The organism is Rickettsia rickettsii (genome assembly GCF_001951015.1).
Lineage (GTDB): Bacteria > Pseudomonadota > Alphaproteobacteria > Rickettsiales > Rickettsiaceae > Rickettsia > Rickettsia rickettsii.
This window is the reverse complement of record NZ_CP018914.1, coordinates 1,191,063-1,204,364: the sequence shown is the minus strand read 5'-3', so window position 1 is coordinate 1,204,364 and position 13,302 is coordinate 1,191,063. Positions and strand designations below refer to the sequence as shown.

Here is a 13,302-nt window from a genome sequence, read left to right as displayed (position 1 = left end):
ACTAAGCAGCTTTTCTCTTTCTTCTAAATAGTATAATGTATCACCTTATAAAACGAAATATTAAAAATATTTCTCAAGTTTATTAATTAAAGCTTTAATTTCTTTTGTGTTAACTAATATTTAATAATCATGATATCACAAGTATCGTTCCATATGTAGACATAAATATGAAAATTTGCTTAATGGAGCTAATAATGGATTAAAAGAAGAAATGATTATTAATACCCTCACAGAACTATCATCAGACCATTCTGGTGTAATGCTTAATTTAAAACCGAGTAATAACGAAAAAGAGTTTAAAGAAAAATTAGAAAAGATTATTAATATTTATGAAAAATGGAATGCAAATCCTGAAAACAAAAAAGCAATTTCTCAAGAACTCAAAAAAGAATTAGAGAATCTAGATATATGGTGCAAAGAAACAGCTAAAAAAGATAATTCGCATGTTTTTAAAAATATTGGACAAGTTATAAAACATAGTTTTAAAGCTTTGGCTAACATAGGAAATAAAGAAGCTTTCACAAAAGAACAGAAAGAAGTAGGTATTTTATATGGATGCTATAACACATGCTAATAAAAATACTAAACAAACACTAGAATGCATAAGGGCTACTATTAACAAACATAAATCTCCCCTTCCTCATTTCTTATTACTACTCCCAAGAATATATAGCAAAAAAGCAAACTAGGATCTGTAGAAAGATAAATAATAATTACTCGAAGCTGGTAAATGTATCGATAATCGTCTACTAGGGTGTGTGCCATTAACCGAAAACCAACAAGCCGCCTTAATCTCGTTTATTTTCAACTGTGGGGCTGGGGCATTTCAAGCATCAACATTGCAGCAAAAGCTAAACCGAGGGGAATATGCAAACGCTGCTAACGAGTTACTGCGATAGATGTGTGCTAAAGGCGGTCTTAAGCTGCAAGGCTTAGTGAAACGTCGACAATATTATAGATTATAATTATTACTAATTATTAAAACTTTTGATTATTTCCTGTAATTCTCTAATAATACGCTTAAACTAATAGATATTACAGGAAACCTGCTATAAATATTTATCAATTAAGCAGACATCACCGGAGAAGGAGCAAAAGATTTTGTCGGATAATTTCCACTTTCTTGCTCCAATTTTTCAAAATGAAATATACCAAATTCAATACTTGTTGGAATCATAATAATTAATACTTCCCAGTTTCTAAAGGTTTTTATTAAGTGAGGAAAAGCAAAAGAGCTAATAACATACATACAAGCAGTTGATACAGCATATGTAAATGTTACGGAAGTAAAGCGTTTAAAGATTGGAAAATGTCTAAAACAATTTGGTACAGCCGGCATAACATTAAGGGCAAAAGCCATGATAAGTGCTTGAATATAAATTAATAATATTTCCTAATGCCTAATTACAAATCAGAGGAATCTCTAATATATTAGACCAAACTTTATCCCAACCTTTTGTATGAGAAATATTAGGAAAAGTTTGCTTTTTTACACACGGTGAGTTACTTGCTTTTACGTAAAGTGCTGCTATGAAAGGCGGGACTCTTTTGTCATCTATGCCGGAGAGATGTAATTGAGGGATATTATTAACCTGTTTTGCATAATTTATCGGGTTTAAGGATTTAACTAAGTAACCACGATAATTATGATATTTATCAAACTTTTTAGTATCTAAATTACCGGCAATCGTTATAATATCTTTAACATTACTATTTTGAGCGGCAATTAATATTGTAAGCCCGCCGCCACCGGAGAAGCCGACTAAGCTAAATTTTTGTCCGTTATTGATAATATTTATTACATTGTTAATTGAATCTACAACTTCCTGCCCCATTCTTTTATCTAACCAATAATCGCTAATGCATTTTGGGTTCATGTCTAAAGGAGTATATTGGCAAGGTCTTGCTATATAAACAATATTCGGTCTTTTATCCATTGTAGCAAGCTTTAAGAGCATCGGATTAACGGGAGTAGGGTTGTCGGAATTAGCAGATCCATCCGCAAGATGTCCATCTCCTTCAATATAGAATACAAAAGGTAGGTTACGGTCGGTAATACGCTGATAAGTCGTAAGAGTAAAATCACCACCGTTTACTAGCCCCATCTGAAAGTTATTTTGAGTTGCTATATCTTGCGAATGCTTTACCCTTCTAGCTACATCATGAGTAGTAGAACACCCTGAAAGAAATATTGGTATTAAAAATATTATTGCCTAAATAAAATTTTTCATAACAATTTTGATTAAAACGGTATTTCGTCGTCTAAGTCGCTATGGTCAAAGGAATGATTTTTAGTTTCAGGATGTTTATATTCGCTATGCCCTGAATCTTGATTATGATTATTAGAGTTTTTACTATCTAATAATATTAATTGTGAATTAAAGTTTTGTAACACAACTTCCGTGGTATATTTTTCTTGACCTGAATTATCATTCCACTTACGGGTTTGCAATGAACCTTCAATATATAATTTGCTACCTTTTGTGACATAGCGTTCTACAACAGATACTAACCCTTCACTAAATATCACTACTCTATGCCATTCAGTGCGTTCTTTTCGTTCGCTGGTAATGCGATCTTTCCAAGTTTCGGTTGTTGCTAAGGAAAGATTAATGATTTTTTTTCCTTCGCCCGTAGTTCTCATTTCCGGATCACGCCCTACATTACCTATTAATATTACTTTATTTAAACTACCTGCCATTAATACCTACTTTAAAATATTACTATTGCAATAATAAAATAAAAGAGCCTATAATACTACAGGTTTTTTAAAAAATATCTCAAAAATTTTGTAGTGAAGTGATTATGAACCAAGAATACATTAAGGTACGCGGTGCTAAAGAGCATAATCTAAAAAATATAAATGTTAATATTCCAAGGAATAAATTTGTTGTTATCACCGGTCTTAGCGGTTCAGGCAAGTCTTCTTTAGCGTTTGATACTATTTATGCAGAAGGTCAAAGGCGATATGTTGAAAGTTTATCTTCATATGCAAGGCAATTCTTACATTTACAAAATAAACCTAATGTAGAATCTATTTCCGGATTATCGCCTGCTATTGCAATTGACCAAAAAACTACTTCCAAAAATCCACGTTCTACGGTTGGAACTATAACGGAAATTTACGATTATCTTAGGTTATTATATGCAAGGGTGGGTATTCCTTACTCTCCGGCAACCGGTCTTCCGATACATAGCCAAACAGTTTCCGAGATGGTAGATATAATTAACGAACTACCTAAGGGTACGAAAATATATTTACTCGCTCCTATTGTTAGAGGACATAAGGGTGAGTTCAAGCGTGAAATTATGAATTTGAAAAAGCAAGGCTTTCAGAAATTAATAGTTAACGGGGAAGTTTGCGAAATTGATGATTTACCGAAACTTGATAAAAATAAGAAGCATAATATAGAAGTGATCGTTGATAGAATAGTTCTAGACGAAAGTTTAGGTAATAGACTTGCAGATAGCTTAGAGAGTTCGTTAAATCTTGCCGAGGGTATTACTTATTTGGAAATTGTAGAATTACCGCCGGCAGTTAAGAGCGAGTTTGAAAAAAATCAGCGTATTACTTTTTCCGAGCAATATTCTTGTCCGGTATCGGGTTTTCAGCTTACTGAAATAGAGCCTCGAATCTTTTCTTTTAATAGTCCTTTTGGAGCATGTCCTAAATGTGAAGGGATAGGTAAGGAGTTTTTCTTTGATAGAGATTTAATAGTGCCGGATCAAAGAATTGCTATTAAAGACGGTGCAATAGTGCCTTGGGGTAGTACAGCTTCTAAATTTATCCTAGAGACATTAAAGGCTCTTGCCGATCATTATAAATTTTCTATTGAAGTACCTTTTGTAAGTTTATCACAAAATGTTAAGGATATTTTATTTGAAGGTTCAGGAGAAGAGGCAATAAAGTTTGAATTTCACGATGGTTCTAAAACGCAAATAATAAAACAACCTTTTGCCGGTATAATACCAAGTTTGCAAGAAAAGGACCGTACTATAGAATCGGTTTTAATTAAAGAAGAACTAGCTAAATTTAAGTCAGAGCATAAATGTACTGCTTGTTCAGGGTTTAGATTAAAAGACGAAGCATTATGCGTTAAAATAGCAAATTTTCATATAGGCGAAGTAGCAGGTATGAGTATTGCAGCCTTGCAAAAATGGTTTAGTCACTTAGAAGAAAAATTAAATAAAAAGCAATTATTTATTGCTGAGCGTATACTCAAAGAAATTACCGAGAGATTAAAATTTCTTATGAATGTCGGGCTTGATTATCTAACGTTATCACGAGAAGCAGGTACTTTATCGGGGGGGGAAAGTCAGCGTATTCGTCTTGCATCTCAAATAGGTTCAGGACTGAGCGGTGTTTTATATGTACTTGATGAGCCGTCTATTGGTCTTCATCAACGAGATAATACAAGATTAATTGAGACACTAAAAAGGCTTAGAGATTTGGGTAATACCGTTTTGGTAGTTGAGCATGATGAAGAAACAATATATGAAGCAGACCATATTATTGATATAGGACCGGGAGCCGGTATTCACGGCGGTCGTGTTATTGCGGAAGGAAATGCTGAAGAAATAAAGAATTGTGAAGAAAGTATCACAGGTAGGTATCTAAGTGGTCGTCAAACAATCAAAGTGCCGTCTGAAACAAGAGTAGGGCATGATAATAGGGCAATTGAATTACTTGGGGCGGTTTCCAACAATTTAGATAATGTTGATATCAAAATTCCGCTTGGTACTTTTACTGCTATAACGGGAGTATCGGGAAGCGGTAAATCAAGCTTGATGATTCATACTCTATATAAAGCGGCTCTAAAGCATTTAGAGCCAACTAGCAAAGTATTTCCCGGCAAATATAGAGAGTTAAAAGGACTTGAATATATTGATAAAATTATCGATATTAATCAATCTCCGATAGGTAGAACTCCTCGTTCAAATCCTGCGACTTATACAGGTGCCTTTACCCATATTAGGGATTGGTTTGTGGAGTTACCTGAATCAAAAGCTAGAGGGTATAAAGTAGGCAGATTTTCGTTTAACGTTAAAGGTGGTAGATGTGAAGCATGCCAAGGTGATGGGCTAATAAAAATAGAGATGCATTTCCTACCTGACGTATATGTAAAGTGTGATATTTGTAACGGTCACAGATATAATAGAGAAACGCTTGAAATAAAATATAAAGGTAAATCTATTGCCGATATTTTGATGATGACTGTAGAAGATGCGATGCAGTTTTTTGAAAAAATACCGTTAATCTATGAAAAATTAATTACCTTAAATGAAGTGGGTCTAGGCTATATTAAAATCGGTCAGTCTGCTACTACTCTTTCAGGTGGTGAAGCACAACGCGTTAAGCTTGCTAAAGAATTATCAAGACGTTCAACCGGTAAAACGCTTTATATACTTGATGAACCGACTACGGGATTACATATCGACGATATTAATAAATTGTTAAAAGTGTTACATAAACTTGTTGATATGGGCAATACCGTTTTAGTTATCGAGCATAATTTAGATGTTATAAAAACTGCAGATTATATTATTGACGTCGGTCCTGAAGGTGGCGACAAAGGCGGTAAGATAGTTGTATGTGGCACCCCTGCCGATATCGCTGCCTGTGAGGAAAGCCATACCGGTAGATATTTAAAGCAATATTTGGTGTGATCTAATATAAATAGTAAGTTACTCTATATAATTTGCTATTTGATGTATTTCTAAATTATCCTTAACACTCATCCCTTGATTTCGTTAAGAAAAATTAATCTAATCCTTGCTATTTTCTAAAAATTACATGTTTTATGGTTTTTTGTAGAATAATTATAAAAGAAGAAATTAATGAAAGTTACATTTAATAGTATTGAAAAAATTTATAATTTATTAACTACCGAAGAATGGATAGATAAACAAGATCCAAAGCAACGCTTGGAACAATTAAACAAAAAACTAGCGAAAGCTAGTGATCCAAAAGAAAAAATTAATTTAGAAAAGGCCATAACAACCTTAGAAGAAAATGCTAAAAGTAATCCCATGACTTTAAAAAAAGCTGGAATAAACCAAGACGATGCTGAAATATATTATATAAAGAGGGCTTTAATAAAAAGTCTAGTGATACATTAAAAGAATTATTAGAAAATAATTTTGATCAATTAAATACTAATGATGTTTTTGAAAAAATACATAAGCAATATTTAAGTACAAATACACGCCTTAAAAAAATCTTATTAGTAAAGAACTATGTAAGGAATATTGCCATATTGTCGAAAATCGCTGACTTATATAAGGAGAATGGCGGTTTAAATTCTTTAGAAATGGCTAAAAAAGTATCTACTTACTTTGGAAATTTAGAAGATATAAAAAGTTACTTAAAAACTGTTAATTATGATACAAAAGAAACAATAGAATTGAGTTTTCAATTTAATTTACCAAAAACATTGTCTTCTAAAACATTAGAATTTTTTCAAATTTTAAATAAATCTGGAAGAGACTCATTATATATTTTCAGTAATGCACACTTACTGGAAAAAACTGCAAAAAATTCTTAAAGAAAATAAATTAAATGATTTTCAGCAGATAACTAAAAATGATTTAAAGAATTAGTAAATCAAGTAACTGAAATAGTAATTAAAGAATCTTATAAGTACAACGCAGAAGAATTATCAGAAGAAAATAAATTACATGCAAAAAATTTAGCTAATTTTTCTTTAAAAGGAAAACTAGATAATAATAGTTTTCAAAAAGCATTGAACTTTATAAAAGAATATTATATGCCTGATATTAATTTTGATATAGAGGTAACAGGCAAAAAGTATAATTTTCCTAAATTACCTGCCGATGATATGAAAGGTTTTATGCTTGGTAAATTTAGTAATTCTTGCCAATCTATAGGACATGATTCCGAAAGATGTATTTTAGACGGTATGAGTAAAGCAAATGCCGGTTTTTATATAATTACGGATGATAAAGGAAATATAAGAGCTCAGTCATATGCTTGGCTTGCTGGAGAGGGAAAAAAGAATGAAAAAGCCACTTCTATGTATGGTACTAGATTCATTTGAGCATTTAGGGAAAGAAGATAAATTATTATTTGTACCTATAATAAATAAATTGAGAGAAGCATTACAAAAATAAGCATTAAATTTATATTTAGGATGTGGCGGACAAACTCCTAAACTTGATATAAACACTATACTTCATCCAAAACCAATTGAGCAAGATTTATATATGGCGATGCAACAAATGTTTATCCTATTACAAGAGAAGTACCAACAATAGAATTAAACTTAGGAAAAAATGCTAATAACCAGGTTAATCAATATTCTACTATTGAAGAGCTAAAAACTGATAGTAAATTACTACAACAAATTATAATAAGTAAGCAAATGAACCGAGATTTAACAGAAGAGGAAATATCGTTGCTTAACATAGGTTTTACTTTTGCACAAATTTCGAATATAGAAAACAATAAACAAGAATTCTTTGTTGAAAATGACGATAATATAAAAAGGTTGACTGACGCCGGTGTTAGTGTGAAAGAATTACTTGCAATGAAACCAAGTCAGCAGAAACTCTTTATTGAAAATAGTTATTACGAAAGAATTGTTTAATGTGATAACAGGCCAACAAGAATCAGGTAATACAAATGAAAATGATTTAACTCAGTTCGATAATACGGATCACAATGCATTAACAGTAGAGTTGATAGGTGATGCTACAGAACAAGCTTAGGTGAGCGTGGAATACAATTCAAGTATAATAGAATTCTTGCATAACATAGCTAATAAGGAGAGATCCTTTTGGAGACAAATAAGTTATGCAAGAATTCTAATGCTTATGGTCATGGTGGTGAGTATAGAAGCCTAGAGCAGAAAGTGCATTTGAGAATTCAGAGTTAGGAGTTATTGCATTTGGTATTCCGCTGCAACATATGTGACCGTTTAAGCATATCACTTGATCGGAGTTTTTTATTACAGTAAATAAATCATGAGAAATCATAAAAACCGTAATATTGAGCTTTTTACGAATCAAATTAATAAGCTGATAAAATTCTTGTTGGCTTGTTACGTCTAAAGACTGTAACGGTTCATCTAAAATAATTAAGTCGGGATTATTAACTATTGAACATGCAAGAACTACCTTTTGAAACTGCCCTCCTGAGAGCTTAGAAATTTCTTGATCTTTTATATGTTCCAAATCAATAAATGAGTTAATCTCTTTAATATTGTTATTAAAATTACTCGGTGCTAACAACTCTAAAAAATTTTTTACTGTAATAGGTAAATCAGGGGTTAATCCGAACTTCTGCGGTACATATCCAATTTTTAGTTTGGAATCAATTATAATCTCGCCGCTTGTAGGTTTTTCAAGTCCAAGCATTAGGCGTACTATGGTAGTTTTACCTGCACCGTTAGGTCCGATTAAAGTAGTGATATTATTTTTTTTGACAGTGAAACTAACGTTATTTATCAGCAATTTATTACCGAATTTTTTAGATACGTTACGAAACTCGATTATAGGTTTTTGCATGTGTCAGTTCACTTCTGTCATCCCGTAGCTTGACCACGGGATCCAGTAATAAATACTAAAGTTATTAATGTTTTAAGTTATTTTTCTAGATCCCGTGGTTAAGCCACGGGATGATAAATAGAATAAATGCCGATTAGTGCTGCCTCGGCAAGTAAAAATGTTTTTGCAGGGCTAATACTAAATCTGGCTTGCTAGCATTCTCATCAAGCTCAAGATAATCATTTAGGGCATATAGTTTAAAAAAATAACGATGAGGCTTGCCGGCAGGTGGACAAAGACCGCCGTATTTTTTTCTTGCCAGCTATTATTTTAAATTTTAATACTACTATCTATTTGTCCTTCTGAAAGCTTAGTAATAGAAGCAGAAATATTATATATTACCCAATGATCCCATATACCGTGTGGCGGTGCTATTTCTACCGGTGCATCCGGATTATCCATTATAAGTGCAAAAGATTTAGTATCTGAAGGAGCATTACTCCACTCTAGATGCGGTGAAACATTTTGTCCTTTACAAGTAAATTTATCAGGAATGTGATCATTATGTTTAAATGCCGTACTTGTTATTATGAAAGTCATAGGTTGCTCCTTTTGTTATAACGTCATTGCGAGCAGCCATAAGCTGCGTGGCAATCTCATGAAATAATAAAATTCCTGAGATTGCTTCGGCAATTACTTCGTAATTTTCCTCGCAATGACGTTTTGTCTATCAATTCACAACTTGCCATTGTCCGTCAGGTTGGCGGCATGCATTACCGTATGCTTTTTGTTGTTTTCCGCCTATTACAACTGTTTGAGTGTACTCACGGCAATATTGACCAGTGCTATTTCTATAAGTTTTATTAGGTGTTACGTAACCGTAATTGCCGTTATCCGGATTACGCCATTCTACGTTACTACCACTAGGAGCTGTTTCTAAAGCTCTCTGTGAGGTAAGCTCTGCAAGTCTTCTATCCTGTTCATCCATACCTGCACCGATTTGTCCACCAAGAACTGCTCCAAGTAATGCACCTACACCTACTCCAACAAGCTGTCCTTTGCCCTTACCGAATTGAGAACCAAGTAATGCGCCGCCAGCACCGCCAAGAAGTGTTCCTGTACCTTGTTTATTCATACCGCCCGGACCGTTACAGGCTTGTAACATAGAAGTTGCAAGAGCTATAATCATAATTTTAGATAATAGTTTCATATAATTCTCTCTAAATTAATATATAATTAATAAGTATATGGTTTTTAGAATTTTGTAAAGCTAAAACTAAATTTTGTTCACAGAACCTCATTATAATTGAATTTTATATTTTCTTTGTTAAACTACAAATAAATAAATTGGAAAGATTTGTCATGGATACTAATAGCCGTAATCGGTTAATAAAATCGGCATCTTATTTATCGGTTACTACGGCATTAATTATTTTAAGTATAAAATTATATGCTTGGGTTGTTACCGATTCACAATCAATCCTTGCTGCTTTAATTGATTCAATGCTTGATATAACTTCCTCCTTTATTAATCTAATAGCTTTAAGATTTGCCCTGCAACCGCCAGATCATCATCATCGATTCGGGTATGAAAAACTGCAGGATTTAACAATTTTTTCTCAATCGATATTTTTCTTTGCTTCAGCTTTTTTTGTAGGCTTTTCTTCGGTTAAATCTTTATTTGAAAAAACAAAACCGGAGAATATTAGCGACGGTACTACTGTAATGTATGTATGTATATTCTTAACAATTATTTTAGTGTTTTACCAAACTTATGTAATTAAAAAAACAGGATCGGAAATAGTAAAAGCCGATAAGCTTCATTATTTCACGGACTTACTAACTAATGTTATAGTAATTATCTCTATAAATTTAAGTGATTATTTTTGGTTTGTTGACCCATTATTTGGTGTAGTTATTTCGTTATATATATTTCACTCTTCTTATTCTTTATTTAAAAAGGCATTTAAAAATTTAGTAGATCATGAATTACCCGAACAAGACAGACAAAAAATTATCTCGATAGTGAATAACCATTTAGGGGCAAAAGGTATGCACGAAATGAAAACTAGATATGCCGGTCAAAAAGCTTTTATCCAGTGCCATCTGGAAATGGACGGCAATATGTCGCTTTATAATGCTCATAAAATTAGCGATGAGATTGCTTTTGAAATATTGCAGGAATTTCCGGAGGCTGAAATAATTATCCACCAAGATCCTTTTGGAATCGAAGAACACGTAAAGTACCGTGAATATATTGTTAGATAAAGAAGCTAATTTTAATAATTTTTTCATGGAGCAAGCTTTAAAACAAGCAAAGATTGCTTTTGATAAAAATGAAGTCCCGGTCGGAGCGGTAGTTGTAGATAGGTTAAATCAGAAAATTATTGCTAGTACCCATAACAATACGGAAGAAAAAAATAACGCTCTTTATCATGCTGAAATTATTGCTATTAATGAAGCATGTAATCTTATATCTTCTAAAAATTTAAATGATTATGATATTTACGTTACTTTAGAACCTTGTGCTATGTGTGCGGCAGCTATAGCTCATAGCAGGTTAAAACGTTTATTTTATGGGGCTTCTGATTCCAAGCACGGAGCAATCGAAAGTAATTTGCGATATTTTAACAGTAGTGCTTGTTTTCATAGACCGGAAATATATAGCGGAATTCTTGCCGAAGATTCGGGGCTATTAATGAAAGAGTTTTTTAAGAGGATAAGAACTGTTATTTCTAGCCACAGAATGAAATAAAGAAGTAAGAAAACATGCTAAAACTATTAACCCCCTATTATTTTAATAAATTATCAAAGGTTATAATACCTATATTAGCTATATCTACTTGCGTAATGATGATTATAGGTCTTTATTTAGCCCTCATAGTTTCGCCGGTAGATTATCAGCAAGGTGATTTTGTACGCATTATGTATGTTCATGTCCCTGCCTCTTGGATGGCTCTTGGTGTTTATGTTTTCATGGCAGTATGCAGCTTTAGCTGTTTAGTATGGAAAACTACTATTAGCTATTTGCTAGCCGTAGCTTCTAGTTACGTTGGGGCTACTTTTACTTTGATTAGTTTAGTAACAGGTTCTTTATGGGGAAAACCTATATGGGGGACATGGTGGGTTTGGGATGCAAGACTTACCTCCATGCTCATATTATTTTTATTATATTTAAGCTATATTATTATGGTGAATAGTGCGGATAATATAAGAAAGGCACAAAATCCTTCTTCTATTATTGCTCTTATCGGACTGATTAACATACCGATAGTAAAATTCTCGGTAAATATTTGGTATAGTCTGCATCAGCCTGCTAGTGTTTTAAGGCTAGGGAGTCCAACTATTCACTCTTCAATGCTAAAGCCTTTAATTATCATGTTTATTAGTTTTATATTATATTTTCTATTAGTATTACTTTTAAGAACTGCTATATTAATCGACAAAATCAAAAACAGATAATAAAATGACTTATGTTGTAACCGATGAATGCGTAAAATGTAAATATACCGATTGTGTTGAAGTATGTCCTGTAGATTGTTTTTATGAAGGTGAAAGGGAAGATGATTTTATGTTAGTCATTAATCCCGATGAATGTATAGATTGCGGCGTTTGTGTTCCTGATTGTCCTATAGGTGCTATTAAACCTGAATCACCGGGGTTAATAGAATGGGTAGAACGTGCAAAAGATTTTATAGAAAATAAAGGATGGAAAAATATTACCAAAAAAAAAACTGCTTTGCCTGATGCCGATAAATTTAAAGATGAGAAAGATAAGTTTAATAAATACATAGGTTCTGTGAAGATTTCTAATTGATTTGTTATTTTGAGATATTTTTAAGCGAAAATTATAAGATTTTTGAATGAATAGTTAATCCTATTCATTCAAAATCTTATACATGAATTAACTACATGTGTTTATTTTATCACAAAACTTAATAAAAGTTTTATTATGTGAATCTAATTGCCGATTAAATATAGAACTAAAAAATATAATATGTTATATATGCCATTAAGATAATGTTTAATTATTTAATTTGAGGTGCTAATCATGAAAAAGTTACTTTTAATAGCTGCTACAAGTGCAACAATTTTATCTTCTAGCGTATCATTTGCTGAGGGCATGGATCATGAGTGGTATTTAAGAATAGATACCGGTGCAGCAATGTTTAATGAAGAAAAAGATAAGGCAACCGGTGTTAAATTAAAATCTAATACAACTGTTCCAGTTGCTTTAGGTATCGGTTATTATATTTCCGAAAACTTTAGAGCCGATTTAACTTTAGGTACTATAATCGGTGGTAAGTTAAAGAAATCCGGAGCTGCGACTAATGCACCTTTTACCCGTACTAATGTTTCAGCAAGCCATAAACCTACTATTACACGTTTACTTATTAACGGTTATGTAGATTTAACTAATTTTGATATGTTCGATGTTTTTGCTGGTGCCGGTGTTGGTCCTGCATTAGTTAAAGAAAAAATTACATATAATGGGATAACCGGTCTTTCATCTAACACTAAAAACAGAACTAATATTTCTTACAAGCTAACTTTAGGTACTTCTGCACAAATTGTCGACGGTGTTAAAGTAGAACTAGCTTATAGCTGGATAGATGATGGTAGAACAAAAAGTAAGAATGTAATTTACCAAGGAACAAGTGTACCAACCGGTGGTATGCATTATCAAAGCCATAACTTAACAGCCGGTATAAGATTTGATATATAATTAGAATATATTAATAGTTTTAGGTAATAACCTAATATCATACCGTGGCTTAACCACGGTATCTAGAAATA

15 protein-coding genes and 4 pseudogenes are annotated in these 13,302 nt (G+C 32.5%); 13 read left to right on the top strand and 6 right to left on the bottom strand.

The window, feature by feature from the left end:
- Nucleotides 1–175: 175 nt before the first annotated feature.
- Together BTU51_RS07295 and BTU51_RS09585 are read left to right on the top strand one after the other, a co-directional pair.
- Nucleotides 176–574 (top strand): hypothetical protein, encoded by a 399-nt coding sequence (locus tag BTU51_RS07295; protein WP_012262628.1) that lies wholly within the window; start codon nucleotides 176–178, stop codon nucleotides 572–574.
- Nucleotides 575–758: 184 nt separating this feature from the next.
- Nucleotides 759–965: pseudogene (locus tag BTU51_RS09585) on the top strand (glycoside hydrolase family protein).
- 101 nt (nucleotides 966–1,066) lie between these two features.
- Here BTU51_RS09585 and BTU51_RS07285 read toward each other — a convergent pair.
- The 3 genes from BTU51_RS07285 to BTU51_RS07275 are packed head-to-tail and all read right to left on the bottom strand — an operon-like array spanning nucleotide 1,067 to nucleotide 2,701.
- Nucleotides 1,067–1,360, bottom strand: coding sequence for a hypothetical protein (locus BTU51_RS07285; RefSeq protein ID WP_012262625.1), 294 nt, complete (start codon nucleotides 1,358–1,360; stop codon nucleotides 1,067–1,069).
- 40 nt (nucleotides 1,361–1,400) lie between these two features.
- Nucleotides 1,401–2,210: an alpha/beta hydrolase family protein gene (locus BTU51_RS07280; protein WP_155367613.1), complete on the bottom strand. Its 810-nt coding sequence runs from the start codon at nucleotides 2,208–2,210 to the stop codon at nucleotides 1,401–1,403.
- A 32-nt stretch (nucleotides 2,211–2,242) separates the two neighbouring features.
- Nucleotides 2,243–2,701: a single-stranded DNA-binding protein gene (locus tag BTU51_RS07275; protein WP_010977855.1), complete on the bottom strand. Its 459-nt coding sequence runs from the start codon at nucleotides 2,699–2,701 to the stop codon at nucleotides 2,243–2,245.
- A 104-nt stretch (nucleotides 2,702–2,805) separates the two neighbouring features.
- Here BTU51_RS07275 and uvrA point away from each other — a divergent pair, with 104 nt between their 5' ends.
- The 5 genes and pseudogenes from uvrA to BTU51_RS09580 all read left to right on the top strand — a co-directional run bounded on the left by uvrA (nucleotide 2,806) and on the right by BTU51_RS09580 (nucleotide 7,607).
- The gene (gene uvrA, locus BTU51_RS07270) at nucleotides 2,806–5,667 is read left to right on the top strand and encodes an excinuclease ABC subunit UvrA (RefSeq protein WP_012151403.1); all 2,862 of its coding nucleotides are present in this window, start codon (nucleotides 2,806–2,808) and stop codon (nucleotides 5,665–5,667) included.
- A 171-nt stretch (nucleotides 5,668–5,838) separates the two neighbouring features.
- Nucleotides 5,839–6,120 carry a hypothetical protein gene (locus BTU51_RS07265; RefSeq protein ID WP_012151402.1) on the top strand — a complete coding sequence of 94 codons (282 nt, stop codon included), beginning with the start codon at nucleotides 5,839–5,841 and terminating at the stop codon, nucleotides 6,118–6,120.
- Nucleotides 6,121–6,257: 137 nt separating this feature from the next.
- Nucleotides 6,258–6,600, top strand: a pseudogene (locus BTU51_RS07255) (hypothetical protein).
- Nucleotides 6,601–6,767: 167 nt separating this feature from the next.
- Complete coding sequence (locus BTU51_RS07250) at nucleotides 6,768–7,058, top strand: hypothetical protein (RefSeq protein WP_014362505.1); 291 nt, start codon at nucleotides 6,768–6,770, stop codon at nucleotides 7,056–7,058.
- Nucleotides 7,059–7,382: 324 nt separating this feature from the next.
- On the top strand, nucleotides 7,383–7,607 hold the full coding sequence (locus BTU51_RS09580) for a hypothetical protein (protein ID WP_012262621.1): 225 nt from the start codon (nucleotides 7,383–7,385) through the stop codon (nucleotides 7,605–7,607).
- Between the two features lie 217 nt (nucleotides 7,608–7,824).
- On the opposite strand, the gene BTU51_RS07240 is transcribed toward BTU51_RS09580, so the two are convergent.
- Both BTU51_RS07240 and BTU51_RS10090 read right to left on the bottom strand, forming a co-directional pair.
- A complete protein-coding gene (locus tag BTU51_RS07240) occupies nucleotides 7,825–8,526 on the bottom strand; it encodes an ATP-binding cassette domain-containing protein (RefSeq protein WP_012151397.1) in 702 nt (233 codons plus the stop codon).
- 98 nt (nucleotides 8,527–8,624) lie between these two features.
- A pseudogene (locus tag BTU51_RS10090) lies at nucleotides 8,625–9,105 on the bottom strand (YbhB/YbcL family Raf kinase inhibitor-like protein).
- A gap of 45 nt (nucleotides 9,106–9,150) precedes the next feature.
- Here BTU51_RS10090 and BTU51_RS10215 point away from each other — a divergent pair.
- Nucleotides 9,151–9,237 (top strand): annotated as a pseudogene (locus BTU51_RS10215) (lytic transglycosylase domain-containing protein); the annotation flags it as partial.
- Here BTU51_RS10215 and BTU51_RS07225 read toward each other — a convergent pair.
- Nucleotides 9,236–9,715, bottom strand: a complete 480-nt coding sequence (locus BTU51_RS07225) for an RT0821/Lpp0805 family surface protein (RefSeq protein ID WP_004997204.1) — start codon at nucleotides 9,713–9,715, stop codon at nucleotides 9,236–9,238. The pseudogene BTU51_RS10215 and the gene BTU51_RS07225 sit on opposite strands and share 2 nt — an antisense overlap.
- Nucleotides 9,716–9,867: 152 nt before the next feature.
- On the opposite strand from BTU51_RS07225, the gene BTU51_RS07220 reads away from it, so the two are divergent.
- From BTU51_RS07220 to BTU51_RS07200, 5 genes are all read left to right on the top strand, one after another.
- Nucleotides 9,868–10,773, top strand: a complete 906-nt coding sequence (locus tag BTU51_RS07220) for a cation diffusion facilitator family transporter (RefSeq protein ID WP_012151395.1) — start codon at nucleotides 9,868–9,870, stop codon at nucleotides 10,771–10,773.
- Nucleotides 10,754–11,260 (top strand): nucleoside deaminase, encoded by a 507-nt coding sequence (locus tag BTU51_RS07215; protein WP_012151394.1) that lies wholly within the window; start codon nucleotides 10,754–10,756, stop codon nucleotides 11,258–11,260. Before BTU51_RS07220 ends, BTU51_RS07215 begins: the two co-directional genes overlap by 20 nt.
- A gap of 14 nt (nucleotides 11,261–11,274) precedes the next feature.
- Nucleotides 11,275–11,967 carry a heme ABC transporter permease gene (locus tag BTU51_RS07210; protein WP_012151393.1) on the top strand — a complete coding sequence of 231 codons (693 nt, stop codon included), beginning with the start codon at nucleotides 11,275–11,277 and terminating at the stop codon, nucleotides 11,965–11,967.
- 4 nt (nucleotides 11,968–11,971) lie between these two features.
- Nucleotides 11,972–12,322 (top strand): ferredoxin family protein, encoded by a 351-nt coding sequence (locus BTU51_RS07205; protein ID WP_012151392.1) that lies wholly within the window; start codon nucleotides 11,972–11,974, stop codon nucleotides 12,320–12,322.
- Between the two features lie 234 nt (nucleotides 12,323–12,556).
- On the top strand, nucleotides 12,557–13,231 hold the full coding sequence (locus tag BTU51_RS07200) for an outer membrane beta-barrel protein (RefSeq protein ID WP_012151391.1): 675 nt from the start codon (nucleotides 12,557–12,559) through the stop codon (nucleotides 13,229–13,231).
- Nucleotides 13,232–13,302 lie beyond the last annotated feature (71 nt).

What these genes read in the sequence shown, in the direction of transcription:
- BTU51_RS07285 (WP_012262625.1), bottom strand. Translation starts at nt 1,360, where the DNA reads ATGGCTTTTGCCCTTAATGTTATGCCGGCTGTACCAAATTGTTTTAGA.
- BTU51_RS07275 (WP_010977855.1), bottom strand. Translation starts at nt 2,701, where the DNA reads ATGGCAGGTAGTTTAAATAAAGTAATATTAATAGGTAATGTAGGGCGT.
- uvrA (WP_012151403.1), top strand. Translation starts at nt 2,806, where the DNA reads ATGAACCAAGAATACATTAAGGTACGCGGTGCTAAAGAGCATAATCTA.
- BTU51_RS07265 (WP_012151402.1), top strand. Translation starts at nt 5,839, where the DNA reads ATGAAAGTTACATTTAATAGTATTGAAAAAATTTATAATTTATTAACT.
- BTU51_RS07250 (WP_014362505.1), top strand. Translation starts at nt 6,768, where the DNA reads ATGCCTGATATTAATTTTGATATAGAGGTAACAGGCAAAAAGTATAAT.
- BTU51_RS09580 (WP_012262621.1), top strand. Translation starts at nt 7,383, where the DNA reads ATGAACCGAGATTTAACAGAAGAGGAAATATCGTTGCTTAACATAGGT.
- BTU51_RS07240 (WP_012151397.1), bottom strand. Translation starts at nt 8,526, where the DNA reads ATGCAAAAACCTATAATCGAGTTTCGTAACGTATCTAAAAAATTCGGT.
- BTU51_RS07225 (WP_004997204.1), bottom strand. Translation starts at nt 9,715, where the DNA reads ATGAAACTATTATCTAAAATTATGATTATAGCTCTTGCAACTTCTATG.
- BTU51_RS07220 (WP_012151395.1), top strand. Translation starts at nt 9,868, where the DNA reads ATGGATACTAATAGCCGTAATCGGTTAATAAAATCGGCATCTTATTTA.
- BTU51_RS07210 (WP_012151393.1), top strand. Translation starts at nt 11,275, where the DNA reads ATGCTAAAACTATTAACCCCCTATTATTTTAATAAATTATCAAAGGTT.
- BTU51_RS07205 (WP_012151392.1), top strand. Translation starts at nt 11,972, where the DNA reads ATGACTTATGTTGTAACCGATGAATGCGTAAAATGTAAATATACCGAT.
- BTU51_RS07200 (WP_012151391.1), top strand. Translation starts at nt 12,557, where the DNA reads ATGAAAAAGTTACTTTTAATAGCTGCTACAAGTGCAACAATTTTATCT.